The following is a 25,390-nucleotide window of genomic DNA, read 5'->3' as shown; positions in this document are numbered from 1 at the left end:
CCGGGAAGACGTGGTGGGGACCACGACGCTGGAGCAGGATCGACACCGTGGGGACGTGCGTATTTTATTGGCGACCTCGCCTCGAGCGACGCGTCGACCAGTAGTCGTCAGTACTGCCGTCCGCCCAGCGGCACCTCCCGGTCGGGCGTTACGAGCACCGGTCGACCGTCGTCGTCGGGAACGCCGACGGTCAGCGCTTCGGATTCGAAGCCCGCAATCCGCACCGTTCCGAGTCCGGTCGCACACAGCACCTGTCGTCCCGGAAGCTCCGCGGGGTCGTGGTTGTAGCCGAGCTGGGCGGCTGACTGCACCGTCTCTCCGCCCAGGTCGATCCGGAGTTTCACCATCTCCGGCTTGTTCGTCTCCGGGAACGCCTCCGCGCTGAGCACCTCACCGACGCGGATCTCCGCGTCGAACGGGGATTCGACCATACGCCGTCGACGCGCCACGGGTGCAAAAATCTCCCCACCGAGGCAGGCGTTCGGGCTACCCGTCCCGATTGGGCGCGCCGGCCGGCGACGACCGCGGTGCATCGGGTCGCAGATCGACGGCGTGGTTGACCGCGCCGGGACCCCGCCCGACGTCGTAGTAGCGGCGGACGGCTCGAGCCACCGTCTCCGTCGCCGCCGAGACGGCGGCCTCGAGGTCCTCTCCGGCGGCCAGCCGCGCGGTGATCGCCGCCGAGAGCGTACAGCCCGAGCCGTGGGTCGCCACAGTCTCGACTCGCGGGTGCTCGAACGTCCTCGAGCCGCCGGGCGTCACGAGCACGTCACGGACCCGCTCGCCGGAGAGGTGGCCGCCGGTCACGAGCGCCGCGTCGGCGCCCCGCTCGAGCAGCGCCCCGCCGGCCTCTCTCGCGCTCGTTTCGTCGGCGACGTCGATCCCGGTCAGCACCGCCGCCTCGTCGGTGTTCGGGGTCACCAGCGCCGCCGTCCCCACGAGTTCCTCGTAGGCGGCTTCGGCGGCCGGCTCGAGCAGCCGGTCGCCGGAGGTGGCGACCATCACGGGGTCGACGACGAGCGGGAACGCGAAGTCGGCGGCCCGCTCGGCCACCGTCTCGACGATCTCGGGGGTCGCGAGCATCCCGGTCTTCGCCGCCCCGATTTCGAAGTCGTCGGCGACGGCCGACAGCTGCGCCTCGACTTCCCTCGCGGGCAGGGCGAACGAGCGTTCGACGCCGCGGGTGTGCTGGGCGGTCACCGCCGTGACGACGCTCGTCCCGTAGACGCCGCTGGCGGCCATCGTCACCAGGTCCGCCTGGATGCCGGCGCCGCCGCCGGAGTCGCTCCCCGCGATCGTCAGCGCGACGGGCGGGAGTTCGGGCGTGGGCGATCGCATAGTCGGCTGTATTCTGCGGTTGTATAAATCAGTGGTGACTCGTATCGGCGATCAGGTCGTCTCCGGGCTCGAGGCGGGGTCGTCCTCCGGCGGTTCGCGCGCGGCGTTCGGTTCGGACGCGACCGCCGCCGTCCCGATCGGGTCGCCGCGGAGCAGCGGCGGGAAGACGTCGGCCAGGAACTGGCGACAGCTCACGACGACGAGCGGGGCGAGAAAGACGCCGTACCAGCCGACGAGCGCCCCGCCGACCAGGTAGGCGACGAGCATCACGCTCGAGGGCGTGCCGTGACTCGAGAGGTAGGGTCGAACGCCGTACCGGATGGTCGAGTCGAGGACGAGCCAGCCGCCGACGGCGACGGCGAGGGGAACCCAGAGCAGTTCCGGGCCGGTCTGGAGCGCGCGGAAGACGAGGTAGACCACCAGCGGGAGGTAGATCAGCGACCGGCCGATCAGCGGAATGAACGAGGCAACGCCGGTGAGCAGCGCGAGCAGCGCCGGGAACGGGACGGCCACGCCGGCCGGTGACGCGGCGTTTACGCCCGCGTACAGCAGCCACGAGAGGACGACGACGACGAACACGGTGAGCAGCTGCCCGACGTACACGCGGCCGAGTTCGCGGTCGACCGCTGCGAGGTACGCCCCGGCCGGCGAGTCGGGCTCGCGCGCGAGCCCGCGAAGCCAGCGACCGATGCTGCGGTCGTAGCACAGCAGGACGTAGACGAACGCGAGCAGCAGCGTGAGCGTCAGCACGGCGCCGGCGATCTGGCCGAGCACCTCGCCGCCGACGTCGAGCAGCGTCGTCGCGTCCGTCGGCTGGAGGCGGCCGACCAGCACGGAGAGGAGTTCGCCGGGCGACTCCGGTGGACGGTCCACCTGCACCGTCGTTCCGACGGCCTCGAGGGCGCGGTCGATATCGGCGCCGGTCAGGCTGAGCAGCTGGCCGACGGCGACCGTGAGGACGACGCCGAGCACCGCGATCAGCGGGAGGATCAACGTGAGGAGCGTGAGCGCAGCCGCTCGCCCCACGCCGACGACGCCCTCGAGGCGCCGGGCGACCGGCCGGGCGACGTAGTAGAGAAAGAGTCCGAAGGCGACGACGCCCAGGAACCGCACGAGAACGACCGCGAGGACGGCGGCGACGGCAAGTGCCAGCAGCCACCAAATGAGCCGGCGGCGGTCGGAGGGCGCCTCGAGCGAACCGTTCGACATGCGGAACGGACCACGGGTACGGGTATAGTTGGCGCCCCTCGCCCGCGGGTCGCTCCGTTCGACCCCGCCGAGTACCCAGCGTCCCGGCGTTAGGACTCCTCCGCGAGGGTCGCGTACGCCTCCCAGGACGGATCGACGTCGGGGTGTGCGAGGCGTTCGCCGTCGACGAAGACGCCCTCGCCGGCTTCCACGCGGCCCACGTCGGCGGCGACGGTGCCGCGAGCCTCGAGCGCCCCGACGACATCGTCGACCCCGTCGGGATCGCAGGCGACGACGAGCGTACCGCAGCTCGTGACGTGCCAGGGGTCGATCCCCAAGTGCTCGCAGACCGCCTCGACGCCGGGGCGGACCGGTACCCGGTCGCGCTCGAGGGAAAAGCGGGTGTCGGAGCCGGCGGCCATCTCGTTCAGCGCGCCCGCCAGCCCGCCCTCGGTGACGTCGTGCATCGCGGTGACCGGGCCGGCGGCCGCCGCCGTCAGCGCGTCGCGCACGCAGTAGACGTCCTCGAGGCGCTCCCGGGCGGTGTCGACGGTCTCGGCGGGGAGCTCGAGTCGGTCGCCGAACAGGGTGCTCAGCAGGCCGACGGTCTCTGCGCCGGGGCCGGTCGTCACGACCAGCCGGTCGCCGACGCGGGCGCCGTCCGGCCTGACGAGCCGGTCGTGGTTCCCCACGCCGAGGGCCGTCGCCGCGCCGACCCAGGGGTACGAGCAGTCGGCGTAGCGGGCGGTGTGGCCGGTGACGACGCCGACGCCGAGGTCCGCACACTCCTCGTGGATCGTCTCCCAGACGGTCGTAAAGTCGGCGTCGCTCATCGCCGGCGGGAGGGTGAAACAGATCGAGAGGTGCGACGGCGGGACGCCGCTGACGGCGACGTCAGCCAGCACCAGGTCGAGGGCGAACCGGGCGGCGCGCTCGAGGCCCAGGTCGGGAACGATCGAGAGCGGATCGGTCGCGGTGACCACCGCTCGCCCGCCGACGTCGAGGACGCCGAAGTCGACGCCGTGGCGCGGCCCGAGGCTGACGTCGTCGCGGTCGGCGCCGAGGCTCGAGGCGACGCGTTCGTCGAAGAAGCTCCGGTCGATCTTTCCGAGGTCGCTCACGCCTACACCGAGTTCCGACGAGCCCTTAGCCGTACTGGTCGACTCGCTGTCCGGTGGTGAGTGGTACCGCGACCCGCGAGACTTTATCCGTCCTGTTCGTACCGGCGGGCATGCACGGCACTGGCGTCCCGATCGTAACGCCGTTCGACGATACCGGCGCGGTCGATCACGAGGCACTCGCAACGCTCACCGGCTGGGTCGAGGAGGCCGGCGTGGACTTTCTCGTCCCCTGCGGGTCGACCGGTGAGGCTCCGCTGTTGACCGCCGAGGAGCGCGCGCAGGTCGTCGAAACCGTCTGTGGGGCGACCGATCTCCCGGTGCTCGCGGGCACCGGCTTCGAGGGGTACGAGCCGACGCTCGCGGCGACCGAGCGCGCCGAGGCCGCGGGCGCCGACGCCGCGCTCGTCCTCACCCCGTCGTACTACAACTCCGACGACGCCGCCCTCGGAGCCTACTACCGCGACGTGGCTGATGAGTCGCCGCTCCCGGTCTACCTCTACAGCGTCCCGCCGTTTACCGGCCACGCGCTCTCGGCGCGCACCGCCGAGTCGCTGGCCGACCACGAGAACGTCGCGGGGATCAAGGACTCGAGCGGCAACATCGCGGAGCTGCAGCGGCTGCTCCGGTTCACGGCCGACGAGGCGTTCGACGTCATCGTCGGCAGCGGCAGCGTCTACGCCTCGGCGCTCGACGTCGGCACCGACGGCGGCATCCTCGCGCTGGCGAACGCGGTTCCCGAACAGTGCGCGCGGGTCTACCGGCTCCACGCCGACGGGGAGGCCGACGCCGCCCGCTCGCTCAACACGGCGCTCGTCGAACTCAACCACGCGCTCACCAGCCGGTACGGCATCCCGGCCGTGAAAACCGCGCTGAAACTGCGCGACCAGCCGGGCGGGTACCCCCGTCGCCCGCTGACGCCGGTCGACGGCGCGGCGGCGGACGAACTCGAGGCGCTGCTGGAGGCGGCGCTCGACGCCTGACCGGAGTAACGAATTTCGGTTTCGATATCGGATTGCCGTAGTCCTCAGTGGTTTCTGACCACGCTCAAGTCCACCGCGACCATACGGTGTGTAGATGGCGTTTTCATCCGGATGGGGCGACCGCGGGCGTCTCGAGTTGACGCCGCGGGAGGTCACGGGCGCGATAGGGGATTCGGTTACGGTTCTCCCGCTGGTCGTCGCCCTCGCGCTCCTGACCGAGATCTCCCTCCCTCACGTCCTGCTGGCGTTCGGCGCCTTCCAGATCGTCTGGGGCGTCAGGTACGGACTGCCGGTTTCCGTCGAGCCGATGAAGGCGCTGGCGACTCTCGCGATCGCCGGGGTGCTGACGTACGCAGAGCTGGCGCTCGCCGGATTGCTCCTGGGCGTCGTCCTCCTCGCGATCGGCGTGACCGGGACGCTCGCGAGGGTCGAGCGGTGGATCGGCGAGCCGGTCATCCGCGGGGTGCAGCTCGCGGTCGGCCTGTTGCTCCTCGAGACGGGTCTCGGTCTGGCCGGCGAGGACCTCCTCCTCGCCGGCGTCGGGCTGGCGATCGCCGTCGGGGCGATCCTGGCCGGCTACAAAACCGCGAGCGCCCTCGCGGTACTGGTCGTCGGCGTCGCCGTGGCGCTCGCGACGGCGGGACTCCCGTCGCCGCAGTGGCCCGGCGCGCCGCCGGTGCCGCCGCTCGAGCAGGCCGCGCTGGGTCGAACCGCCGACGGCGTGTTCGCCCAGCTCGCGATGACGATCGGAAACGCGGCGCTCGCGACGTCGCTCCTGTTCTCGGACCTGTTCGACGAAGACGTCTCCCCCGACGAGCTCTCGACGAGCATGGGGGCGACGAACCTCCTCGCGATTCCCGTCGGGGGGATTCCGATGTGTCACGGCTGCGACGGCGTCGCCGGGAAGCACGAGTTCGGCGCCCGCACCGGCGGTGCGAACGTCGTTATGGGCGTGCTCTACCTCGGAACCGCGTTCGTCGCGACGGCGACCTTGCTGGGGGCGTTTCCGCTCGCAATGCTCGGCGTCCTGCTCGCGATCGTCGCCGTATCGCTCGGCAAGAGCGTTCGCAAGTCGTCGAATCTCGCGCTGTCGGTCGGAATCGGCCTGCTGAGCCTGCTTACGAACCTCGGAATCGCGTTCCTCGTCGGCGTGGTCGTCTACCTTGCGCTGAACCGCGCGTCGAAGGGAGTGTGACGACTCGAGTCCGCCATCCGTTCGCCCGCGACTGTGCGTGTCAAACATCCAATGGTAATCGCACTAGGATATAACCACGTTTGACAGTCATGGGGTGAACTGATTCGTTCTCGCTTGACAGTCTCTAACGCATTATGGAGCGACGACGCTTCCTTCAGGCAACTGGCGCAACCGCCGGGGCAGGCGGACTGTACGCCACAGGTATCGACACCGCACGAGCGAGTCACACCCAGACGAACACGGCCGACCGGTTCGTCGCGGCCGACGCGAGCAACTACAGCGCGTCCTCCCGCGGGGCGGGCGACATCAACTGGATCGTCGTCCACTGCACCGTCGGCAGCTACTCGGGGGCGATCAGCTGGTTCCAGAACTCCGACTCGAACGTCTCGGCACACTACGTCGTGAGCAACTACGATCACACGAACTTCGCGCCGGGGCACGTCACCCAGATGGTCCACCACGAGGACGTCGCCTGGCACGCCTCGGGGACGAACAGCCCCTCGATCGGCATCGAACACGAGTGGCACGAGGACTACGGCCGCTACTTCACCGAGGAGTGTTACCAGGCCTCCGCGTCGCTGGTCCGCGAGCTCGCAGACCAGTATGACATCCCGCTGCGGTACTTCACCTACGACGAGGCGCGCTGCGAGCAGGGCGGCGGCATCATCGGTCATCGCCACGCGCCGACCTCCTCGAGTCACTGCGGCAGCACGTCCACGAAGTCCTGTCCCGGCCCGGACTGGGATCCGGACACGTTCATGGACTACGTCCGCGACGGGGACGGTGGTGGCGGCGGTGGCGGCGGCGAGTTCCAGGACGGCGACCAGGTCGTCACCACGACGGACCTCAACGGCCGCGAGGGGCCGGGGCTCCACTACGACGTCGAGCAAGTGCTCGCGGAGGGGACGACCGGCGAGATCATGAACGGCCCCGAAGACAGCGACGGCATCACGTGGTGGGGCGTCCACGCGCCAGCGTACAACGCCTGGGTCTGGTGCTCCGGAAACTACCTCACGCACGCCTGAAGCTTCACCTCACTCGTTCACTCACTTTTTTGCGCGCGCCGCGTGAACGGTAGTCGATGACCCGCACCGAGCCGTGGCGCGAGCTGTTCGACCGCGCCGCAGCGTACGACGTCTCCACAGAGTCGATCCGCGAGGAACTCGGCGACCGGCGGGCGGGGGACGATGGCTGACCGCTCGAGCGGGGCCGACAACCCCGACCCGGCCCGCGTGGTGGCCGACGCGGACGTGCTCGCGGCGGACCTGCTCGTCGGCGGCGACGCCCGCGAGGCCCTCGATCACGTCCGCAGCCACTCGTGGGTCGACCTCGTCGCGAGCGACCCGCTTCTCGCCGACGCCGAGGCGCTCGTCGCCGCCCTCGCCGACCCCGACCTCGCCGCCGACCACCGGACGCGCCTCGAGGCCGACTGCGTCCTCGTCTCCCACCCCGACGAGGACCACCCGGCGCTGGCGTCGGCCTACCGGGGAAACGCGGCTCACCTCCTCTCGTTCGACGACCGGCTCACCTCGGCGAAGGCGGGGCTGACCCTCCAGCCGCGGGTCTCCGTGAGCGTCCGGCCCCCCGACGCGTTCGCGATGCTGTTCGACCCGGAGAGTCTCTACGAGGCGGTCGAGGGCGGTACGTACCCGGGGCCGGACGTCGATCCGCGGTCGTAACCCACCGAAGACGGTTCACCGGTCGCTCTCGAGCGGATCGCCCCGGTCGATGATCAGCCGGGCCAGCCGCCTCGAGAGCGGTCGGGGCAACAGCCGGCTCACCCAGGGGAGCAGCCGAAAGCGGAGGCCGGGAACGACGACCGCCTTTCCCGCCCGTATCCCCTCGTAGCTGTCGGCCGCGACCGCGTCCGGCGAGCGCATGAACCGGCGCTCGAGCCAGCGCGACCCGCGCCCGCTCCGCTCGTGAATCCCCGTGAGAACCGGTCCCGGACAGACGACCGTCGCGTCGACGCCGGTCCCCCGCAACTCCTCGGTGAGCCCCTCCGAGAACGAGATGAGATACGCCTTGCTCGCGTGATAGCCCGCCAGAAACGGTCCCGGTCGCATTCCGGCCGTCGAGGCCACGGTGACGACGTGTCCGGAGTCGCGCTCGAGCATCGCCGGCAGGAACCGCTTGGTCAACTCGACCGGTGCAGCCACGTTCAACCGGACCTGGTCGCGTTCGGCCTCGAGGTCCGTCTCGGCGACCGGGCCGTAAACGGCGACGGCGGCGTTGTTCACCAGCACGTCGACGGCGCCCCCGGCGGTCGCTCTCTCGTACACCTCCTCGAGGGCGTCGGGGTCGGTGAGGTCCGCCGAAACCGTTGTCACGTCGACGCCGTAGCCACACTCGAGTTCTCGGGCGACTGCCTCGAGTCGCTCCTCGTTTCTCGCGACGAGAACCAGGTCGTAGCCGTCGGCGGCGAACGCCGCCGCGAGCGCCCGCCCGATCCCGCGACTGCCGCCGGTGATCAGCGCCCGCGGGCTCGCGTCTTCGGTCACGGGCGACGGTACGTCGGTCCCGCCCAAAAGTGATCCTGATACGGGTGGCGACGCGACGTCGCCTCAGTCGTCTCGAGTCGCGTACCACTCCGCGAACGCCGCGAGCGCCCGCCCGCGGTGGGAGATGGCGTTCTTCTCTTCCGTCCCCATCTCCGCCAGCGTCCGCCCGTTGTACTCGAAGATCGGATCGTAGCCGAAGCCGCCCTCGCCGCGCGGGGCGACGAGGGTTCCGCCGACCGAGCCGGCGAACGTCTCGACGCCGTCGGCGTCGCAGTAGGCGACGACGGTCCTGAAGTGCGCCCGGCGGTTCGCCTCCGTCTCCGCCAGCCGCCACAGGCGTTCGACGCCGACGGTGTCCTCGACGTACGCCGAGTAGGGACCGGGAAACCCGCCCAGCGCCTCGACGAACAGCCCCGTGTCGTCGACCAGCACGCCGTCGTCCGCGCCGAGTTCCGCGAACGCCTCGCGCGCGCCGGTGGCGGCGATCTCGGCGAGGTCGGCGGACTGGATCTCGGTGTAGTCGAACGCGACCTGCTCGACGCGCTCGAGCCCCTCGAGGTACGTCCGGGCCTCGTCGACCTTCCCCTCGTTACCCGTCACGAACTGGATAGCCATACTCGAGGGCCGGCGTCGAGGGGGCTAATCCCCGTCGGTTTCTCCTCGCCGGTCGGCGGGCGAGGGTTCGCCGCAATGACCACACCTTTGGTGGCCGGCATAGGGTACTCGCGTATGAGTACTATCCCCGACCCGGTCCGACTCGGCGTCGTCGGACTCGGATTTATGGGCCAGACGCACGCGACGAACTTCGAGGAACTCGGCCACGAAGTCGTCGCCGGCACCGACGTCGCCGAGGAAGCCCGCGATTCGTTCACCGACGCCTACGGGGCGCGAACGTACGCCGACGCGGGGACGATGTACCACGAGGAGGACCTCGACGCCGTCGCGGTCTCGACGCCGAACGCCTTCCACGAGGACAGCGTCGTCGCGGCGCTCGAGTCCGGCCACGACGTGTTCTGCGAGAAGCCGCTGGCGAACGACCTCGAGAGCGCAGAACGGATCGCCGCGGCGGCCCGCGAGGCCGACGGCTTCTGCATGGTCAACTTCCACAACCGCGTGACGACCCCCGTCGCGGTGTTCAAAGAGTACCAGACGGAGGGCCACTTCGGCGAGATCACTCACGTCGACGCGAACTACGTCCGCCGGCGGGGCATCCCCGGCGTCGGCTCGTGGTTCACCAGCGAGGAACTCGCCGGCGGCGGCGCGGTGATCGACGTCGGCGTCCACGCGATCGACCTCGCGCTCTACCTGATGGAGTTCCCGCGAGTCGAGGAGGTCTTCGGGGTGACCCGCACCGAGTTCGGCCACCGCGAGGACTACGTCGATCCGGGCGACTGGTACGACGAGACCGAGGAAGCCGTCTTCGACGTCGAGGACTCGGCGACGGCGATGATCCGGTGTGCCGACGACCGGACGATCAGCCTCGAGGTCACCTGGGCGGCCAATCAGGCCGACACGAGCGAGTTCGTCGCCCGCGGCACCGAGGCCGGCGCGAGCCTCGAGATGGGCGGCGAGGAGCTGACGCTGTACGGCGCCGGCAAACAGGGCACCGACCACCTGATCGACTCGACGCTCACCGAAGGATCGCTCGAGCACACCGGCTGGCTCGGTAGCGACGAACGCTTCGCCGAGGCAGTCGTTCGGGGCGAGCCGCCCGAACTGAACTCCGCGGAACACGCGCTCGTCGTCCAGCGGGTGATCGACGCGATCTACCGCTCGGCCGACGCCGGCGGCTGCGTCTCGCTCGAGGACACCAGGTAACGCCCGCAGAAGTCGAAACGCGACGGACCGCCGTTACTCGTCGTCGTCGACGATGACCTCGACCGGCTCCTCGGCCTCCTCCTCGGCGGCCGCGGCGGCGTTCTTGCTCTGTTCTTGCTGCCAGAGCAGGACGCCGGCGACGAGCACGACGACCCACGAGCGCCAGTTGGCCATGTTCAGCGTGTAGCCGACGCCGAACGGCTTCTCGACCAGCATCCCTTCGCCGGGTTTCCAGTACGACGAGAGCATTCGCCCCATGCTCGGTCGCTCGAAATTGTACGGTACTCCGAAGATCTCACCGGAACTCGGCTTGTCTGCCATGGGCGGGTCTACAACGTCACCTGATAAGAGTATTGTGTGCTCGCGTGCTCGCTCCGGCGGCCGAAACCGTCCTCCGCGGGGCCGCGGGCGACCGACGGTCGCTCACTCGAGTGCGATCGCCGCCTCGAGATCCGTTCGTTCGACGCGCTCGGTCACCGGCACGCCGCCGCCGTCGCCGTAGCCGCGACCGGTGAGCACGCAGGCGACTCGCTCGTCGGCTCCGATCTCGCCCTCGGCGGTCAGCTGCCGAAGGCCGGCGAGCGTCGTCGCGGAGGCCGGTTCGGCCCGCACGCCGGCGGTCCGGGCGAGCCGATCCTGCGCCTCGAGGATCGCGCTCTCGCCGACCGACACGATCGCGCCGCCGGTGTCGCGGACGGCCGCCAGCGCACGAGTGCCGCTCGGCGGGTCGGCGTTGGCGATCGAGTAGGCGACCGTCTCGGCGACGTCCGTCGCGGGTTCGACCCGATCCGCCCTCGCCCGGAACGCCGCCGCGATCGGATCGCAGGCCGCCGCCTGGGTGAGGTACAGTCGGGGGAGCGCGTCGATCCGGCCGCTCGCACGCGCCTCGAGCAGCCCCTTCCACACCGCGCTCGCGTTGCCGCCGCTGCTGACCGGGAGGACGACCGCGTCGAGATCCGGGGAGCTATCGACCAGTTCGTAGGCGAGGGTCTTCTGACCGGCCACCCGCAGCGGGACATCGGAGTTGAGGAACCTGATCCCGTGTTCAGCACCCAGCGCGAGCGCGTCGTGGTAGAGGCGGCCGTAGTCACCCTGCACCCGCACGATCTGCGGATCGAACCGCCCGATCGCTCGCAGCCGGGCGTCGGCGATGTCGTCGGGGACGAGCACGACGCACTCGAGACCCGCCGTCGCGGCGTGGGCGGCGGTGGAAAGCGCCATGTTGCCGTGGGAGACGGTGCCGACGCGGTCGGCGCCGGCCTCGAGCGCCTCGGCGACGCCGACGGCGCTGCCGCGGTCCTTGAACGAGCCCGTCGGGTTTCGCCCCTCGTCCTTGAGCCAGAGGCGGGCACCCGCGTACGGCTCGAGGCCCGCCGCGCGGAGCAACGGCGTCGCCCCCGGTGCCAGGTCGGCGCCAGCTGGCGGCCGTGAGGCCGGGAGGAGCGGCTCGTAGCGCCAGATGCCGCTCGAGGCTGGATCTCGACCGCGTCTCGTTTGCTCGTCGGAACCGGGCCACGTCGCGGTCGTTTGCAGCGGAACCCAGAGCGGTTCGCCGCTGTCACAGCGGGCTCTGTGCTCGTCGTACGAGCGGTCGCAGGCGTAACACTGGCGAGCGGCCATCGGCGGAGAGAGGGCCTCGAGTGCGAAAAGTCCTGCTACGCCGTCTCGAGCGCCGTCTCCAGGCCCACCCGGAGCCCGCGGGCCATCGTCTCGAGGCTCATACTCGGCTCGCCCTCCCCGCGAGCGGCGGCCCCCTCGTGGCTGAACGGGACGTGGACGAACCCCGACCGAAATCCGCGGTCCTCGGTTTCGGCGAGGTGGCGCGTCGCGTACAGGATATCGTTACAGAGGTGGGTGCCGGCGGCGGTCGAGAGCGTCGTCGGCACCCCCGCCTCGCACATCGCCGACTGCATCTCGCGCACAGGCAGAGTCGAGAAGTAAGCGTCCGGCCCCTCCGAAGCGACCGGCTCGTCGACCACCTCCCGGCCGTCGTTGTCCGGCGTCTCGCCCGTTTCTCGGAGGTTGATCCCGATCCGCTCTATCGAGAGCGCGTTCCGGCCGCCCGCGAGGCCGACGGAGACGACGAGCGCGGGGTCGTGCTCGTCGATCCGCTCCCGAAGGGCCGGTAGCGCTCGATCGAACGACACGGGAAGCTCTCGGCCGACGATCGGCGTCCCCGAAACCTCCTCGCCGTCGAGGGTCGTTGCCAGCCGACGTGCGGGGTTGGTCTCGAACTCGCCGAACGGCTCGTAGCCGGTCAGCAGGATTGGCTGCATGGCTCGAGGTTCGGTCAGATCCACGTAAACGCCCCGGTTCGGCGGTCCCTCGCGGTTTTCGAGGGCTCACTCGCCGCCGCCGTACCGGCCTCGCCCCTCGACGTCGCGCAGGCGCTCGAGCACCCGCTCGTCGCCGATCTCGCGGTACCCCTCGAGAACCGCCTCGCGCAGCGGCTCCGGGTCGTCGGCGGTGCCGACGAGGCTCTGGTCGAAGACGTGGAGGTCCATCGCGTAGTCCTCGACGTGGTCGGTGTGGTAGCCGAGGCCGAAGTCGATGAGGGACGTCCTCTCCGCGCGCCACTCGCTGCCGTCGGCCTTTCGTTCGCTCGAGGGCGCGTCGTATCGTCCGACCCGCACGTTTCGCGTCGTCGGGTCGCCGTGGACGAACCCCGCCCGGTGGAGGCGCGCGAGGTGGCGCCCCACGTCGCGCACGCGGTCGACCGAAAGGCCGCTCTGGAGGTCGCTGCGGCCGACGTACTCGAACTCGAGGGTCGCCTTGCGCGTGTCGACGTCGTAGACGAGCGGCGTCGGCACGCCCTCGCGGCGGGCCAGACTCGTCAGCCGGGCCTCGAGGGTCGTCCGCTCGCGCCGGAGTCGCGCGTCGAGTTCGGGGTGGCGGTAGGACTTGGGAACGCGACGCTTGACGACGCGGCCGGCGGCGGGCTCGAGGGTCACCGTCGCCTCGGCGCCCCGAACCTCGCGCTCGTCGCCCTCCCGGCGCACCGAGACGTCCTCGCCGTCGCGCCAGGTCACCGGAACCTGGTCGGGCCGGAAGTTCGGATCGACGCGGGACTCCTCGAGGGCGAGGGTGTCGCCCGCCTCGTACATCATTGCACCGAGGACGGCGATCATGCCGGCGTTATCCCGGAGGAAGCGGGGTTCGGGCGCGTGGAAGCTGGCGCCGCGTTGCTCACACATCTCCGCGAGCATCTCCCGGAGGCGGGCGTTCTGGCCGACGCCGCCGCCGAGGACGAGTTCGTCGCTGCCGGTCAGCGACAGCGCCCGTTCGGACACCTCTGTGAGCATCGCGAAGACGTTCTCCTGGAGGGAGTAACAGACGTCCTCGACGGGCACGCCGTCATCGTATGCCGCCTTCGCGGCGCTCATGATCCCCGAAAAGGAGAAGTCCATCCCCTTGACGACGTAGGGAAGGTCGACGTACTCGCCGCTCTCGGCGGCCTCCTCGACCTTCGGCCCGCCCGGGTGCGACCAGCCGACGTGGCGGGTGAACTTGTCGATAGCGTTCCCGACGCCGGTGTCCATCGTCTCCCCCAGGACCTGATAGCGACCGTTACGGTAGCCCAGCAGGTGGGCGTTCGCGCCGCTGGCGTTCAGACAGACCGGCGACTCGAACCCCGAGGTGTGGCGGCCGATCTCGAGGTGGGCGACCATGTGGTTCACCCCGACGAGGGGCACCTCGAGGGTCTGAGCCAGCGCGCGGGCCGCGGTGGCGACGATCCGCAGGCAGGGGCCGAGGCCGGGGCCGCGGGAGAAGGCCACTGCATCCACCGGTGGCTCGCTCGCGGCCCCGTCGTGCGTTTCGCGGGCGCGCTCGAGTGCGGTCTCGACGACCCGGGGGATCGCCGCGTGCATGTGTTCGGCGGCCTCTCGAGGGTGGATGCCGCCGCTCTCCGGCTGGTAGGCGTCGCTCTCGATGAACACGTCCTCCGTGCCGGTATCGTACACCGCCGCGCTGGCGGCCCAGGCGGTGCCCTCGAGGCCGAGAATGCGAGTGGCGGTCACGGTAGCCTCCTGGTACTCACCGTGTCTGACGGGTGTGGAGCCGTCTCTCGAGGTTGCAAACGACAGTAAGCTAGTGTTCGCTGCTCACGGGTCACTTCGTTCCCCGTTCGCAACTTCGATGCGCCCCGCCTGCGGTCGGCACATCGCTGCTCACGGGCGCGGAGCGCCCGTCTGCTCACGGACGCGAGCCGTCCGTTCGCGTGGTTCGCGGGACCGCAGGTCCCGCGTAATTCGCATTCCCGAGACATTTCGCTTCGCTCGTTGTCTCGCTACTCACGGCTCCGTTCGTCGCCGTTCGTCATCCCGATGTGCCTCGCTCGTGCTCGGCACATCGCTTTACTCCCACTCGGTGTACCCACACTTCCCACAGTGCTGTCGGTCACCGTGGTCCGCGAGGAACGAATCGCCACAGCGCGGGCAGTTCTCGCGCTCTGCCTCGCCGTCGTCGTTGTAGATCTCGTAGTGTGCCATCTCAGGCCTCCTCCGCTTCCGGCTCCGCGTCGTCCGAGACGATCTTGTTTCGCTCGAGCATGTGGTCCTGCTCGACGTCGCGGGCGTGGTCGGCCGTCTCGTAGACCTTCGCGTAGCCGACGGTCTTTCGCATCCCGAACTTGGTGTCGAGCTTGCGGATGACGACCTCGTCTGCGTCCTTGTTCAGCTTCGCGGCGAGGCTGTCGCGAACCTGCAGGCGGGAGGGGGTGGCCTCCTCGTGGGTCAGTTCGAACGTGACGTCCGTCCGGTGCAACATGGGGTTCTCCTCTTCGGAGATGATGTCGACGTCCATGATATCACTCAGTTACTCTACTATCCCCGTGTAGCGCCTAAAAGGATTTCGAACCCGTTACCGCGGCGGAGACGGGCTCGAGGGGGAAGCGTGTCCCGATCGGTGACTCCTCGCCCCTCGAGCGGATAGATGACAAAGATTTTACCACGGCGGCGGATCTTCCAGGCAAATGCTCTCCAGACGACACCTTCTGGCGGGGGCGGGCGTCTCCCTCGTCGGCACGCTCGGCGGCCGCGTGCTCGCCGACCGCTCGTCGTCCTCGCCGTTCGACTGGCCGATGACGCGCTATGATCCCGCGGGAACGGGCTACAACCCCGACGCCTCGGGACCGAAAGACGGCGTCGAGGTCGCGTGGCTGCGAGATACGGAGTCGCCCATGCACGGCCTGACGGCGCCGATACTCGTCGGCGAGACGCTGTACGGCGTCGGCCGACAGGACCTCGTCGCCTTCGACCGCGATACTGGCGAGATCCGGTTTACGAGGGAGGGACAGTACTGGTCGAGCCCGGCTCGAGCCGACGCGACGGCCTACCGCAGCGACACCCTCGCCGTCAGCAGTTACGAGGGTGTCTATGGGCTGAGCGCCGGCGGCGGCTACGAACTGCTCGGTCGCTCGGTCGGCACGGAACGCTGGCACGCGCCCGGCGAAGACACCGGAAACTGGTCGGGCTCGCCGGCGCGCGAGCCGTCGCCAGTCGCCGCGGACGGAACCGTGTACGCGACCGTTCCCGACACGGATCGGGTCGTCGCCATCGACGCGAGCAGCGGCCGCGTCCGGTGGGAGCGGACGGTCGGGAGTGCTCTCTCGAGCGGCGTACACCGACCGGCGGTCCGCGACGGGACGGTCTACGCCTCGGCGTACTCCGGAGACGTCGCCGCCATCGACGCCGAGACCGGCGAGCGCCGCTGGAGCGTCGCGCCCGAACTCGTCGAGGGCGACCACCGGAGATACCGCGAGTTCCACCCGCCCACGGCGACGGCCGAGGGGCTGGTCGTTCCCCACCGGATCGGTGTCTCGCTGCTCGAGCCGACCGACGGCAGCGTTCGGTGGGAATACACCCACGGCGGGAACGCCACCGACGGCAGCGCCGCGGTCGCCGACGGAACGGTGTTCGTCACCGACGGCGACGGTTCGCTGCACGCGATCGACCTCGAGAGCGGCGATCGGGCGTGGACCGCCGACTACGGTCCGGACACGGACCCCGTCGTCGCCGACGGCGTCGTCTACCTCGGTTACCAGTACGGCGAACTGGCCGCGATCGACGCCGAAACCGGCGAACGCCGCTTTACCTACGAGGGGTCGATCTACTTCTCACAGCCGATCGTGGGCGACGGCGTACTGTACGTTCTGGACGGTGAGGGGCTGTTGGCTCTCGAGGAGGCGAGCTAACCGTGTCCTCCGGCACCTCTAACGACGCACACGACCACCGGGCCGACGGCGCGTACGACCGTCGGGAGTGGGACGTCGCGGGCGTCCTTTCGGCGGCCCTCGCGCGACTCCGTCGGAACCCCACGCTGCTCGTTCCGTTCGCGCTCGCGGGGATCGTCCTCGCCGTTATCGACGTCCTTCGCAGCCGCGATCCGATCCCGGCGCTCATCTCCGGCGGCCTCGGGGAGGGGACGATCCACCTCGAGTTCGTCGGCTACCCGACGGCGACGAGCCGAACGCTGCTCCCGCTCGAGGCGCTCGTCGGACTCGAACTCCCCTATCTCGCCTGGGGACTCGGCCTGCACCTTCTCTCGCTGCTCGCGATCGGCGTGGCGGGGGTGCTCACCCTGACCGCGCTGCTGGACGGCGAGATGCACCTCGGGCCGCTCCCGTCGTACCTCGGACTGGTCGTCGGACTCGATCTCGCCGGCCGACTGCTCGGCTCGATCGGGTCCGTTCAGGGGATGGGGCTGTTCGGGCTCGTCCCGCTGGCGCTACTGCTCTTCGTTCTGGTGTGGCTGTTTCCCGCGCCAGGGCTCGTCGTCGCGGGCGCCTCGCCCTGGACGGCGGTCCGACGAAGCGGCGCCTGGATCAGGGGTGACGGCTGGACGGCGCTCGGGCTGGTCCTCGCCCTCGGCCTCGGAGCCTGGCTCCTCGGCAGCGTTCCGATCGCCGGGGCGTTCCTGACCGGTGCGCTCGTCGCCCCGATCCACGCCGCGGCGATCGCGTCGCTGTTCGAGCACCGACGCCAAAGCGGGCTGGCGGTGCCGTCGCAGCCGTAACTACCCCTCGAGCACCGCCAGCCCGCGCGGGGTCTGGGTCTCGAGTCCCTCTGCCCACTCGACGTCCAGTTGCTCCCAGGAGTCACCGAAGTCCTCGGTGCGGAACAGCCCGCGGTTGTTCACGCCGTAGACGACGCCCGCGTCGCCGGTCGTCGCGAACACCGCTCGGACCACCTCTTCGCCCGTCGGCAACCCCCTGTCGTCCAGGCGCTCCCACGGTTCGTCCCCGCCCTTCCGGTAGACGTAGGATTCCGCCCGTTCGGCGGTGTGGGCCTTCGAGGCCCCGCTCGCACTCGAGGCGAGCACCCGCTCAGGGTCGCCGGGATCGGGGGCGACCGACCAGCAGTAGGTGTGCTCGAGTCCTTCCTGTGGATTTTCCCAGCTCTCACCGCCGTCGTCCGAGATGGCGTAGCCGTCGCCGGCCGCGGAGTAGATCCGCCCCTCTCGGTCGGCGTGGGTGGCGAGGCTGTGGTTGTCGATGCGCGATCCCGGCGGGCGTTCCTGCCACGTCTCGCCGCCGTCGGTGCTCAGGACGAACGCGCCGGCCTCGATCCCGACGTACAGCCGGTCGGGATCGAACGGGTCGACCTCGAGCCAGCGCACGTGGTGGGTGTGCGGCCGCGGCGGGAAGTACCACTCCGACTCGGAGGGGAGGTCGGTGAGTCCCTCGAGGCGCTCCCAGGCGTCGCCGCCGTCGGGGGAGCGGTAGATCCGGCTCGGTTCGGTGCCCGCGTAGAGCACGTCGGGGTCGTGCGGGCTGATCGCGAGCGACATCACCGCCTCGCTGGCGAAGTCGGTCTCGAGGGCCTCGAAGGAGTCGCCCCCATCGGTCGAGCGGAAGAGCCCGTCCTCGAACGTGCCGACGAACACCCGTTCCGGGTTCTCGGAGGAGACGGCGACGCACTCGAGGTCGCGGCCCTCGAGACGGACCGCGGTTTCCCAGTCGTCCGATCCGTCGCCCGTCGTACACGCGAGCAGTCGGTTTCGCATGGCGGCGTAGATCGTCGTCATGGACCGAAGTACGGGCCGACCCGTGAGAAGTGTTAGCCTTCCGGCCACGACGGCTGGTGATCGGTCTTCGTTTCACCCTTCGCCGGAGACCGGCTCACCCCGTCACGAGAATCGGCTACAGTACGAACCAGTAGAGCGCGAGGCCGGCCAGCGCGAGCGCCAGCGGAATCGCGAACAGGACGAGGTATCGAATGTGCCTGTTCCGGCGGTAGTGGGCCGCACAGACGTCGACGTCCTCGTGACGTCGGAACGCCATCGTCTCCGTCGCCTCCCGGCGACACCCCTTCATCTGACACTGACTCTCTCCGCGCGACCCCATCTCGTCTCCGACTCGAGTGCGAGCGGTCAAATCGCTTTCCGTCGGCCGGCGACGCTCGGGGGCGGGGTGGAACCGTTCGACGAGAACGCGGTGACGTTCACCCCGAGACGAACGAGTCAACAACCTTCATATAGGGCAGGTCGTATCACAGGTTATGCGCGACAGCTTTGACGTGGTTATCGCTGGTGCCGGCCCGGCCGGCGCACAGTGTGCACGCGATCTGGCTGCGAGGGGGTATGACGTGGTTGTGCTCGAGACGGAACCGGAGGACGAGTTCCCACGTCAGAGCAACAAGTCGACCGGGGGAACGTTCCCGTCGATGATGACCGCGTTCGGGATTCCGGACGACGTCGTGATGCAGTTCACCGACACCGTCGTCATCGAGTCGCCGAACGACCACTTCGTCCAGGAACAGACCGGCGCCGTCCTCGAGTTTGCGGATTTCAAGACCTTTCTCGTCGAGGACGGCCAGGAGCGCGGCGCGGAGTACCGGTTCGACGCCCGCGTCTCGAAGCCGATCACCGAAGGGGGGAAGATCGTCGGCGTCCAGTACAGCGGCTCCGAGAAGGTGTACGGCGACATCATCGTCGACGCGACGGGGCCCTCGGCGCCGCTGGCGAAGGGACTGGGCGTGAGTTCGCTCGAGCGAAAGAACCAGGCGATCGGCCTCGAGTACGAACTCGAGGGGGTCGAACTCGACGGCGGCCGCCCGCGGTACGCGGACCTCCACGACGCGATGATGCTGCGCCTGGATCACGAGTACGCGCCCGGCGGCTACTCCTGGATCTTCCACACCGGCGAGGACACCGCGAAGGTCGGGGTCTGTTACATCCAGAACGAGAGCTATCAGCGCTACGGCACCGACCGGACCGTCGACGGCTACCTCCAGCACTGGATGGACACCGACCCGCGTTTCGAGGGCGCCGAGCGACTCGAGGGCAAGCAACACCGGGGCTCGGCGCACATCCAGCCGCCGGGACAGCTGAGCACGGACAACTTCATGGCGATCGGCGACACCGTCCCGACGATCGACCCGCTGTGGGGCGAGGGGATCAACAAGGGGATGAAGTCCGCCCGCGCGGCCGCGATCGCCGCCGACCACTGTCTCACGCCCGACACCCCCGACACCTCGGCCGAGAACATCTCGCTGTACGACACCCTCTGGCACCGCGACGTCGCGCCGCGGATGGACGCGCGGCTGTTCATCACGCAGCTGATGTACCTCGCGCCCAACGACCGCTACGACACCCTGCTCCGGGATCTCAAACGGCTCGACCCCGACACCCTGAGCGAGGCGAACAAGGGGAACAAGCGGGCGATCAGAAAGCTGCTCCACCTCGACGACATCCCGCTGCTGGCGACGTTCGCGAAACAGCGACTCCGGAACTGATTTTCGACCGCCTCCGGACGAGCGCTCGTCCGCCCGTCAGTCGTCCGTCGGCGCCGTCACCGGTTCGACGCGCTCGCCGCGGGGCCCCTCGAGATCCACGCCCGGCAGCAGGTCCCGCAGATAGTGGCCGGTGTGGGAGTCCTCGAGTCGCGCCACGTCTTCGGGGGTGCCGGTCGCGACGAGCTCGCCGCCGTGCTCGCCGCCCTCCGGGCCGAGGTCGATGACGTGATCGGCGTTTTTCACCAGGTCCAGTTCGTGCTCGATGACGACGACGGTGTTGCCGTTGTCGGTCAGCCGGTGGAGCACGTCGATCAGTTTGCGCTCGTCCTCGTGGTGGAGTCCGGTCGTCGGCTCGTCGAGCAGGTAGAGCGTCTCGCCGGTGTCTTTCTTCCCTAACTCCTCGGCGAGTTTGATCCGCTGGGCCTCCCCGCCGGAGAGGGTGGTCGAGGGCTGGCCCAGGGTCATGTAGTCGAGGCCGACGTCCTTCAGCAGCTTCAGGCGACGTCGGATCTGGGAGTTCGCCTCGAAGAACTCGTAGGCCTCCTCGACCTCCATGTCCAGTACGTCCGCGATGGTCGCCCCTTTGTAGGTGACGTCGAGAGTGGCGTCGTTGTAGCGAGCCCCCTCGCACTCCTCGCAGGGGACGTAGACGTCCGAGAGGAAGTTCATCTCGATCTTCACCGTTCCCTGGCCGCCACACTCCTCACAGCGGCCGCCCTTGACGTTGAAGGAGAACCGGCCCACCTCGTAGCCGCGCTGTTTGGCGAGTTTCGTCTCCGCGAACAGTTCGCGGACGTAGTCGAAGACGTTGGTGTACGTCGCCGGGTTCGACCGGGGGGTGCGCCCGATCGGCGACTGGTCGATCAGCCGCACGGTTTCGATCGCCTCGAGGCCCTCGAGGCCGTCGTGGTCGCCCGGAATGACGCTCGTGTTGTCGTTCATCTCGCGGGCCAGCCCCTTGTAGAGGACGTCGTGCATCAGGGTGGACTTCCCGGAACCCGAGACGCCCGTGATCGCCGTAAAGCAGCCGAGCGGGATGTCGACGTCCAGGTCTTTGAGGTTGTGCTGGCGGGCGCCGAGGATCGTCAGCGCGCCCGCGGGGTCGCGACGCTCCTCGGGGACCGGGATCTGCTTTCGGCCCGAGAGGTAGTCGCCCGTAATGGACCCCTCGCAGGCGACGACCTCGTCGACGGGGCCGTTGACGACGACTTCGCCGCCGCGCTTGCCGGGGCCGGGCCCCATGTCGATGACGTTGTCCGCCCGACGCATCGTCTCCTCGTCGTGTTCGACGACCAGCAGGGTGTTTCCGAGGTCGCGAAGTTCCTCGAGCGTATCCAGCAGCCGGTCGTTGTCCCGCTGGTGGAGCCCGATCGAGGGCTCGTCGAGGACGTACAGCACGCCCACGAGCCCGGAACCGATCTGCGTGGCGAGGCGAATCCGCTGGCTCTCTCCGCCGGAGAGGGTCGAAGCCTCCCGGTCGAGGGTGAGGTACTCGAGGCCCACCTCGCACATGAAACCCAGCCGGGCGCGGATCTCCTTGAGAATCTCCTCGGCGATCACCTTCTCGCGCTCGGTGAAACTGGCCTCGAGCGACTCGAAGTGATCGAGGGCGTCGCCGATGCTCGCGGCGTTGATCTCGGTGATCGAGGTGCCGTCGACCAGCACGGCGCGGCTCGCGGGTCGCAGCCGGGTGCCGTCGCAGGCCGGACACTCGGTGACGGACATGTAGTCCTCGATGTGCTCGCGGGTGCCCTGGGAGTCCGTCTCGAGGTACCGTCGCTCTAAGTTCGGGATGATGCCCTCGAACCGCTTTCGCTTGCGTCGGGTGCCGTTTTTCGTCCGGCGCTTGAACAGCACCTGCTCGCTGGTCCCGTAGAGGAACGCCTCGCGGACGTCGTCGTCGATCTCCTCGAGCGGGGTCGACAGCGAGACGTCGAAGTGCTCGGCGACGGCGTCCAGCCGGGTCCGGTAGTACGAGCGGTTGTAGCTCCAGGGCTCGAAGACGGTCTTCAGCGGTTTGGAGGGGTCCTGAACCACGAGTTCCTCGTCGACCTCCTTCGTCTCGCCGAGCCCTTCACACTCCGGGCAGGCGCCGTGGGGCGAGTTGAACGAAAAGGAGCGGGTCTCGATCTCGGGGACGTCGATGCCACAGTGCGTACAGGCGAGATCCTTCGAGAACTCGACGACGAACCGGTCGTCCTCCTCCATTTCGTCGCCCAGCGCCCCGGTCCGACGGGACTCCTCGCCCAGCTCGGCGGCGACCTCCTCCGGTGCATCAGGGAGGATGACTTTGAGGACGCCGTCGGCCTCCTCGAGCGCCGTCTCGACGCTGTCGATGATCCGTGGACGAGCCTCCGTCGAGACCTTTACGCGGTCGACGATCACGTCGATCGTGTGGTCGTAGTTCTCGTCCAAGTCGGGACGCTCCATGGTGAGGTCGTGCTCCTCGCCGTCGACCTCGACCCGCGCGTACCCCTCGGAGACCAGCTCGTCGAACAGGTCCTCGAAGGCCCCCTTCTGGTCGCGGACGACCGGCGCGGCGAGTTTGGCTCTGGTTCCCTCCGGTAGCTCGAGGATGCGCTCGACCATGTTCTGGGCCGACTGCTCGCCGACCTCGCGGCCGCACTCCGGACAGTGCGGGGTGCCGACGCGGGCGTACAGCAGGCGGAGGTAGTCGTGGAGTTCGGTGACCGTTCCGACCGTCGAGCGGGGGTTGTTGGCGGCGTTCTTCTGATCGATGCTGATCGCGGGGGAGAGGCCTTCGACCGTCTCGACCTGGGGTTTGTCCATCTGGCCCAGGAAGTTCCGGGCGTACGCCGAGAGGCTCTCGATGTAGCGTCGCTGGCCCTCGGCGTACACCGTCTCGAACGCGAGCGACGACTTCCCCGACCCCGAGAGGCCGGTGACGACGGTGAACGACTCGCGCGGAATCGAGACGTCGAGGTCCTTCAGGTTGTGCTCCTCTGCACCCCGCACCTCGATGTACTCCTTGCTCATCTAGCCCGAGTCAGCGCCCGGACAAATGAAGGGTTGTCGGTTGCGGAACCCACCGGAGTGAAAGTGAAGGAGCGGCCGAATCGACTCGAGCGCATACCCTCCGACGACCCCGCGGAACTATGCGGCCGTTCGTGGAAGGGAGCCGGGCATGACGAACACGACGTTTCCGCTCGAGGAGGCGACGATCGACCGGATCCACCGGGCGTTCGAAGCCGGGACGCTGACCAGCGAGGAGCTCGTCGACCGCTACCGAGAGCGCATCGACGCCTACGACCGCGCCGGCCCCGAACTCAACTCGATCGTGACGGTACACGACGAGGCTACAGCCCGCGCCGCCGAACTCGACCGGTCCTTCGAGGAGTCCGGGACGTTCGTCGGCCCTCTCCACGGGATCCCGGTCGTGGTCAAGGATCACGTCGAGACGACCGACATTCCGACGACGTACGGCTCCGAGGCGTTCGACGGCTACGTTCCGGACGCCGAATCGGAAGTGACCCGACGGCTGCGCGAGGCGGGAGCGGTCGTCCTGGCGAAAACGACGATGCCGGACTGGGCGACGTCGTGGTTCGGGTTCTCCTCGAACACCGGCCGGACGAAGAACCCGTACGATCCGACGCGGGACCCGGGCGGCTCGAGCAGCGGAACCGGAGCGGCGGTCGCCGCGAACCTGGGCGCCGTCGGCATCGGGACGGACTGCGGCGGCTCCATCCGCGTGCCCGCGTCGTTCGACAACCTCGTCGGGTTTCGCGTGACGCCCGGTCTCATCAGCCGTGCCGGCGTGAGCCCGCTGGTTTCACAGCAGGACACGGCCGGCCCGATGACGCGAACCGTCCGCGACACGGCCAAACTGCTCGACGTTCTCGTCGGCTACGACGAGCGCGACACGCTCACCGGCCGAACGACACTGGTTGCAGACCGGGGCTCGTACACGAACGCCCTCCTCGCCGACGGGTTGAACGGCGCGCGGATCGGCGTACTCCGGGACGGGTTCGGCGACGCCGACGACCCCGACTCCGGGCCGGTCGTCGACGCCGTCGAGCGGGCGCTCACGACGATGCGCAACGCCGGCGCGACGCTCGTCGACCCCGTCGAAATCCCGAGACTGGACGCCTACCTCGAGGAGACGATGCTCTACATTCTGCAGTCGAAACACGACCTGAACGAGTTCCTCGCGGATCGCGACGGCCCGGTCGACTCCGTCGAGGACCTCTACGAGAGCGGGCGGTACCACGACCTGCTGGATCTGTTCGTCGGGTTCGCCGAGGAGGGACCGGCGGATCTCTCGGAGAACCTCGACTACTGGAAGCGCCGAAACGCACAGCACGCGTTCCAGGAGGAGATCCTGGCCGTGTTCGCGGCCCACGGCCTGGACGCGATCGTCTTCCCCGACGTACAGGTCGTCCCGCCGACGGAACGCGAGATCCGGGAGGGGACCTACGAGACGATGACGTTCGCGACGAACACGATCATCGCCTCGCAGTCGCTCTGTAGCGCGGTCTCGGTCCCGGCCGGCTTCACCGGCGACGGGCTACCGGTCGGCCTCGAGTTGCTGGGGCGTCCGTTCGACGAACCGACGCTGCTCGCGCTGGCGTACTCCTTCGAGCAAGCGACCGACCACCGCCGGCCGCCGGAGACTACCCCGCCGCTATCGGAGTGATTCGCCCCCGCCGGGACGGCGATCCGTCGGTCGGTTCGGCGGCCGGGGCTCGGGCGTCGGCGGCGGTCACGCGACTCGAGCCGGATCTACGGCCTCAGATGTCGCCCTGCAGAACGATCTCGTCGTCGACGCGGTCGATCATCTCGGTGGTGACGACGTAGTCCTCCTCGTCTTCGCCCTCCCAGCCGACTTTCGCCATGATGTGCTCTGCGACGCTCGGGTTCGGATCGACGTAGGCCGTGCTCCCGTCGACTTTCGCGACGATGCCGAGCTCCTTTCCTTCCGCGTCGACCACTTTCTTGCCGACTTCGTCGTCGGTGAGCGTAGGTACCATGCAGGCGGGGCTACCACGAACGCCGGTATAAAATCGTGTGCCGTTCTGGCGCGACAGAACGTCAGCGCCGCGGTTCGCCCTCGTCGTCGGCGTCCGGACCCGGAACGAGCACCACCGGAACGCGGGACAGCCGCGTCAGGCGGTCGGCCGTGCTGCCGAGGAGCGCCCTGGGAAGCCCCGTAGTTCCGTGTCTGCCGACGACGAGCAGGGTCGCGCCGATCTCGTCGGCGTGGGACAGGATCTCGGCCGCCGGGCGGCCGCGGCGAACCTCGGCGTGGACGTCGACCGAATAGCCGTCGTACGCCTCGGCGACGTGGTCGGCGAGGCTGGCCGTCGCGGTGTTGAGATCGTCTACCTCGCTGATGCCGAACGCCAGCCGACTTCGACGGGGCTCGACCACGGTCAGGACGTGCAGGTCGCCGCCGGTCGCGGCCGCGAACGCCATCGCTCGCTCGAGGACGTCGTTTGCCGAGTCGCTGTCGTCGACGGCGACCAGAATCGTCTCGTCCATTGCAGTGGGTCGTGCG

General features: G+C 69.2%; 25 protein-coding genes and 1 pseudogene. 9 read left to right on the top strand and 17 right to left on the bottom strand.

Annotated features, from left to right (window positions below; genetic code table 11):
- Positions 1 to 107: 107 nt before the first annotated feature.
- The 4 genes and pseudogenes from NMQ11_RS13165 to NMQ11_RS13150 form a co-directional block, all read right to left on the bottom strand.
- Positions 108 to 431 carry a tRNA-binding protein gene (locus tag NMQ11_RS13165; RefSeq protein WP_255168898.1) on the bottom strand — a complete coding sequence of 108 codons (324 nt, stop codon included), beginning with the start codon at positions 429 to 431 and terminating at the stop codon, positions 108 to 110.
- A gap of 79 nt (positions 432 to 510) precedes the next feature.
- Positions 511 to 1,338, bottom strand: a pseudogene (gene thiD / locus NMQ11_RS13160) (bifunctional hydroxymethylpyrimidine kinase/phosphomethylpyrimidine kinase); the annotation flags it as partial.
- A 51-nt stretch (positions 1,339 to 1,389) separates the two neighbouring features.
- Positions 1,390 to 2,547 carry an AI-2E family transporter gene (locus NMQ11_RS13155; protein ID WP_255168891.1) on the bottom strand — a complete coding sequence of 386 codons (1,158 nt, stop codon included), beginning with the start codon at positions 2,545 to 2,547 and terminating at the stop codon, positions 1,390 to 1,392.
- An 89-nt stretch (positions 2,548 to 2,636) separates the two neighbouring features.
- Entirely contained in the window at positions 2,637 to 3,647 is a 1,011-nt protein-coding gene (locus tag NMQ11_RS13150) for an AIR synthase family protein (protein ID WP_255168890.1), read from the bottom strand.
- 110 nt (positions 3,648 to 3,757) lie between these two features.
- Here NMQ11_RS13150 and NMQ11_RS13145 point away from each other — a divergent pair, with 110 nt between their 5' ends.
- The 4 genes from NMQ11_RS13145 (at position 3,758) to NMQ11_RS13130 (ending at position 7,501) form a co-directional block, all read left to right on the top strand.
- Positions 3,758 to 4,627 carry a dihydrodipicolinate synthase family protein gene (locus NMQ11_RS13145; protein WP_255168888.1) on the top strand — a complete coding sequence of 290 codons (870 nt, stop codon included), beginning with the start codon at positions 3,758 to 3,760 and terminating at the stop codon, positions 4,625 to 4,627.
- A 94-nt stretch (positions 4,628 to 4,721) separates the two neighbouring features.
- Positions 4,722 to 5,822: a putative sulfate/molybdate transporter gene (locus NMQ11_RS13140; protein WP_255168886.1), complete on the top strand. Its 1,101-nt coding sequence runs from the start codon at positions 4,722 to 4,724 to the stop codon at positions 5,820 to 5,822.
- A 134-nt stretch (positions 5,823 to 5,956) separates the two neighbouring features.
- The gene (locus NMQ11_RS13135; protein ID WP_255168884.1) at positions 5,957 to 6,847 is read left to right on the top strand and encodes an N-acetylmuramoyl-L-alanine amidase; all 891 of its coding nucleotides are present in this window, start codon (positions 5,957 to 5,959) and stop codon (positions 6,845 to 6,847) included.
- A gap of 162 nt (positions 6,848 to 7,009) precedes the next feature.
- The gene (locus NMQ11_RS13130) at positions 7,010 to 7,501 is read left to right on the top strand and encodes a DUF7384 family protein (RefSeq protein ID WP_255168882.1); all 492 of its coding nucleotides are present in this window, start codon (positions 7,010 to 7,012) and stop codon (positions 7,499 to 7,501) included.
- 15 nt (positions 7,502 to 7,516) lie between these two features.
- On the opposite strand, the gene NMQ11_RS13125 is transcribed toward NMQ11_RS13130, so the two are convergent.
- Together NMQ11_RS13125 and NMQ11_RS13120 are read right to left on the bottom strand one after the other, a co-directional pair.
- Complete coding sequence (locus NMQ11_RS13125; RefSeq protein WP_255168881.1) at positions 7,517 to 8,323, bottom strand: SDR family NAD(P)-dependent oxidoreductase; 807 nt, start codon at positions 8,321 to 8,323, stop codon at positions 7,517 to 7,519.
- Positions 8,324 to 8,386: 63 nt separating this feature from the next.
- The gene (locus NMQ11_RS13120) at positions 8,387 to 8,938 is read right to left on the bottom strand and encodes an XTP/dITP diphosphatase (protein WP_255168879.1); all 552 of its coding nucleotides are present in this window, start codon (positions 8,936 to 8,938) and stop codon (positions 8,387 to 8,389) included.
- A 114-nt stretch (positions 8,939 to 9,052) separates the two neighbouring features.
- Here NMQ11_RS13120 and NMQ11_RS13115 point away from each other — a divergent pair, with 114 nt between their 5' ends.
- Positions 9,053 to 10,141 (top strand): Gfo/Idh/MocA family protein, encoded by a 1,089-nt coding sequence (locus tag NMQ11_RS13115; protein WP_255168878.1) that lies wholly within the window; start codon positions 9,053 to 9,055, stop codon positions 10,139 to 10,141.
- A gap of 33 nt (positions 10,142 to 10,174) precedes the next feature.
- Here NMQ11_RS13115 and NMQ11_RS13110 read toward each other — a convergent pair whose 3' ends face one another.
- The 6 genes from NMQ11_RS13110 to NMQ11_RS13085 form a co-directional block, all read right to left on the bottom strand.
- Positions 10,175 to 10,462, bottom strand: a complete 288-nt coding sequence (locus tag NMQ11_RS13110; RefSeq protein WP_255168877.1) for a DUF5808 domain-containing protein — start codon at positions 10,460 to 10,462, stop codon at positions 10,175 to 10,177.
- 102 nt (positions 10,463 to 10,564) lie between these two features.
- Positions 10,565 to 11,761 carry a threonine synthase gene (gene thrC / locus NMQ11_RS13105; RefSeq protein ID WP_255168876.1) on the bottom strand — a complete coding sequence of 399 codons (1,197 nt, stop codon included), beginning with the start codon at positions 11,759 to 11,761 and terminating at the stop codon, positions 10,565 to 10,567.
- A 35-nt stretch (positions 11,762 to 11,796) separates the two neighbouring features.
- Positions 11,797 to 12,417, bottom strand: a complete 621-nt coding sequence (gene pcp, locus NMQ11_RS13100) for a pyroglutamyl-peptidase I (RefSeq protein WP_255168867.1) — start codon at positions 12,415 to 12,417, stop codon at positions 11,797 to 11,799.
- Between the two features lie 66 nt (positions 12,418 to 12,483).
- Entirely contained in the window at positions 12,484 to 14,160 is a 1,677-nt protein-coding gene (locus NMQ11_RS13095; RefSeq protein ID WP_255168865.1) for a bifunctional N(6)-L-threonylcarbamoyladenine synthase/serine/threonine protein kinase, read from the bottom strand.
- A 336-nt stretch (positions 14,161 to 14,496) separates the two neighbouring features.
- On the bottom strand, positions 14,497 to 14,631 hold the full coding sequence (locus tag NMQ11_RS13090; protein WP_255168863.1) for a 30S ribosomal protein S27ae: 135 nt from the start codon (positions 14,629 to 14,631) through the stop codon (positions 14,497 to 14,499).
- A gap of 1 nt (position 14,632) precedes the next feature.
- Positions 14,633 to 14,944: a 30S ribosomal protein S24e gene (locus tag NMQ11_RS13085; RefSeq protein ID WP_255168862.1), complete on the bottom strand. Its 312-nt coding sequence runs from the start codon at positions 14,942 to 14,944 to the stop codon at positions 14,633 to 14,635.
- A gap of 169 nt (positions 14,945 to 15,113) precedes the next feature.
- Here NMQ11_RS13085 and NMQ11_RS13080 point away from each other — a divergent pair, with 169 nt between their 5' ends.
- Together NMQ11_RS13080 and NMQ11_RS13075 are read left to right on the top strand one after the other, a co-directional pair.
- Positions 15,114 to 16,334, top strand: coding sequence for a PQQ-binding-like beta-propeller repeat protein (locus NMQ11_RS13080; RefSeq protein WP_255168856.1), 1,221 nt, complete (start codon positions 15,114 to 15,116; stop codon positions 16,332 to 16,334).
- Between the two features lie 2 nt (positions 16,335 to 16,336).
- Positions 16,337 to 17,155: a hypothetical protein gene (locus tag NMQ11_RS13075; protein WP_255168852.1), complete on the top strand. Its 819-nt coding sequence runs from the start codon at positions 16,337 to 16,339 to the stop codon at positions 17,153 to 17,155.
- Here NMQ11_RS13075 and NMQ11_RS13070 read toward each other — a convergent pair whose 3' ends face one another.
- Both NMQ11_RS13070 and NMQ11_RS13065 read right to left on the bottom strand, forming a co-directional pair.
- On the bottom strand, positions 17,156 to 18,166 hold the full coding sequence (locus tag NMQ11_RS13070) for a WD40/YVTN/BNR-like repeat-containing protein (RefSeq protein WP_255168850.1): 1,011 nt from the start codon (positions 18,164 to 18,166) through the stop codon (positions 17,156 to 17,158).
- 115 nt (positions 18,167 to 18,281) lie between these two features.
- Positions 18,282 to 18,485 carry a hypothetical protein gene (locus NMQ11_RS13065; RefSeq protein WP_255168849.1) on the bottom strand — a complete coding sequence of 68 codons (204 nt, stop codon included), beginning with the start codon at positions 18,483 to 18,485 and terminating at the stop codon, positions 18,282 to 18,284.
- A gap of 154 nt (positions 18,486 to 18,639) precedes the next feature.
- Here NMQ11_RS13065 and NMQ11_RS13060 point away from each other — a divergent pair, with 154 nt between their 5' ends.
- Positions 18,640 to 19,875, top strand: coding sequence for a digeranylgeranylglycerophospholipid reductase (locus NMQ11_RS13060; protein ID WP_255168848.1), 1,236 nt, complete (start codon positions 18,640 to 18,642; stop codon positions 19,873 to 19,875).
- A 36-nt stretch (positions 19,876 to 19,911) separates the two neighbouring features.
- Here NMQ11_RS13060 and uvrA read toward each other — a convergent pair whose 3' ends face one another.
- The gene (uvrA, locus tag NMQ11_RS13055) at positions 19,912 to 22,872 is read right to left on the bottom strand and encodes an excinuclease ABC subunit UvrA (RefSeq protein ID WP_255168846.1); all 2,961 of its coding nucleotides are present in this window, start codon (positions 22,870 to 22,872) and stop codon (positions 19,912 to 19,914) included.
- Positions 22,873 to 23,020: 148 nt separating this feature from the next.
- Here uvrA and NMQ11_RS13050 point away from each other — a divergent pair, with 148 nt between their 5' ends.
- Positions 23,021 to 24,529, top strand: a complete 1,509-nt coding sequence (locus tag NMQ11_RS13050) for an amidase (protein ID WP_255168844.1) — start codon at positions 23,021 to 23,023, stop codon at positions 24,527 to 24,529.
- A 94-nt stretch (positions 24,530 to 24,623) separates the two neighbouring features.
- Here NMQ11_RS13050 and NMQ11_RS13045 read toward each other — a convergent pair whose 3' ends face one another.
- Positions 24,624 to 24,863, bottom strand: coding sequence for a hypothetical protein (locus tag NMQ11_RS13045; RefSeq protein WP_255168842.1), 240 nt, complete (start codon positions 24,861 to 24,863; stop codon positions 24,624 to 24,626).
- Positions 24,864 to 24,924: 61 nt separating this feature from the next.
- On the bottom strand, positions 24,925 to 25,374 hold the full coding sequence (locus NMQ11_RS13040; RefSeq protein WP_255168840.1) for a universal stress protein: 450 nt from the start codon (positions 25,372 to 25,374) through the stop codon (positions 24,925 to 24,927).
- Positions 25,375 to 25,390: the final 16 nt, after the last annotated feature.

The organism is Natrononativus amylolyticus, from assembly GCF_024362525.1.
GTDB lineage: Archaea > Halobacteriota > Halobacteria > Halobacteriales > Natrialbaceae > Natrononativus > Natrononativus amylolyticus.
The sequence above is the reverse complement of the archived record's forward strand: the minus strand, read 5'-3'. Positions and strand labels throughout refer to the sequence as shown.

What these genes read in the sequence shown, in the direction of transcription:
- NMQ11_RS13165 (WP_255168898.1), bottom strand. Translation starts at nt 431, where the DNA reads ATGGTCGAATCCCCGTTCGACGCGGAGATCCGCGTCGGTGAGGTGCTC.
- NMQ11_RS13155 (WP_255168891.1), bottom strand. Translation starts at nt 2,547, where the DNA reads ATGTCGAACGGTTCGCTCGAGGCGCCCTCCGACCGCCGCCGGCTCATT.
- NMQ11_RS13145 (WP_255168888.1), top strand. Translation starts at nt 3,758, where the DNA reads ATGCACGGCACTGGCGTCCCGATCGTAACGCCGTTCGACGATACCGGC.
- NMQ11_RS13140 (WP_255168886.1), top strand. Translation starts at nt 4,722, where the DNA reads ATGGCGTTTTCATCCGGATGGGGCGACCGCGGGCGTCTCGAGTTGACG.
- NMQ11_RS13135 (WP_255168884.1), top strand. Translation starts at nt 5,957, where the DNA reads ATGGAGCGACGACGCTTCCTTCAGGCAACTGGCGCAACCGCCGGGGCA.
- NMQ11_RS13130 (WP_255168882.1), top strand. Translation starts at nt 7,010, where the DNA reads ATGGCTGACCGCTCGAGCGGGGCCGACAACCCCGACCCGGCCCGCGTG.
- NMQ11_RS13120 (WP_255168879.1), bottom strand. Translation starts at nt 8,938, where the DNA reads ATGGCTATCCAGTTCGTGACGGGTAACGAGGGGAAGGTCGACGAGGCC.
- NMQ11_RS13115 (WP_255168878.1), top strand. Translation starts at nt 9,053, where the DNA reads ATGAGTACTATCCCCGACCCGGTCCGACTCGGCGTCGTCGGACTCGGA.
- NMQ11_RS13110 (WP_255168877.1), bottom strand. Translation starts at nt 10,462, where the DNA reads ATGGCAGACAAGCCGAGTTCCGGTGAGATCTTCGGAGTACCGTACAAT.
- thrC (WP_255168876.1), bottom strand. Translation starts at nt 11,761, where the DNA reads ATGGCCGCTCGCCAGTGTTACGCCTGCGACCGCTCGTACGACGAGCAC.
- pcp (WP_255168867.1), bottom strand. Translation starts at nt 12,417, where the DNA reads ATGCAGCCAATCCTGCTGACCGGCTACGAGCCGTTCGGCGAGTTCGAG.
- NMQ11_RS13090 (WP_255168863.1), bottom strand. Translation starts at nt 14,631, where the DNA reads ATGGCACACTACGAGATCTACAACGACGACGGCGAGGCAGAGCGCGAG.
- NMQ11_RS13085 (WP_255168862.1), bottom strand. Translation starts at nt 14,944, where the DNA reads ATGGACGTCGACATCATCTCCGAAGAGGAGAACCCCATGTTGCACCGG.
- NMQ11_RS13080 (WP_255168856.1), top strand. Translation starts at nt 15,114, where the DNA reads ATGCTCTCCAGACGACACCTTCTGGCGGGGGCGGGCGTCTCCCTCGTC.
- NMQ11_RS13070 (WP_255168850.1), bottom strand. Translation starts at nt 18,166, where the DNA reads ATGACGACGATCTACGCCGCCATGCGAAACCGACTGCTCGCGTGTACG.
- NMQ11_RS13065 (WP_255168849.1), bottom strand. Translation starts at nt 18,485, where the DNA reads ATGGGGTCGCGCGGAGAGAGTCAGTGTCAGATGAAGGGGTGTCGCCGG.
- NMQ11_RS13060 (WP_255168848.1), top strand. Translation starts at nt 18,640, where the DNA reads ATGCGCGACAGCTTTGACGTGGTTATCGCTGGTGCCGGCCCGGCCGGC.
- uvrA (WP_255168846.1), bottom strand. Translation starts at nt 22,872, where the DNA reads ATGAGCAAGGAGTACATCGAGGTGCGGGGTGCAGAGGAGCACAACCTG.
- NMQ11_RS13050 (WP_255168844.1), top strand. Translation starts at nt 23,021, where the DNA reads ATGACGAACACGACGTTTCCGCTCGAGGAGGCGACGATCGACCGGATC.
- NMQ11_RS13045 (WP_255168842.1), bottom strand. Translation starts at nt 24,863, where the DNA reads ATGGTACCTACGCTCACCGACGACGAAGTCGGCAAGAAAGTGGTCGAC.
- NMQ11_RS13040 (WP_255168840.1), bottom strand. Translation starts at nt 25,374, where the DNA reads ATGGACGAGACGATTCTGGTCGCCGTCGACGACAGCGACTCGGCAAAC.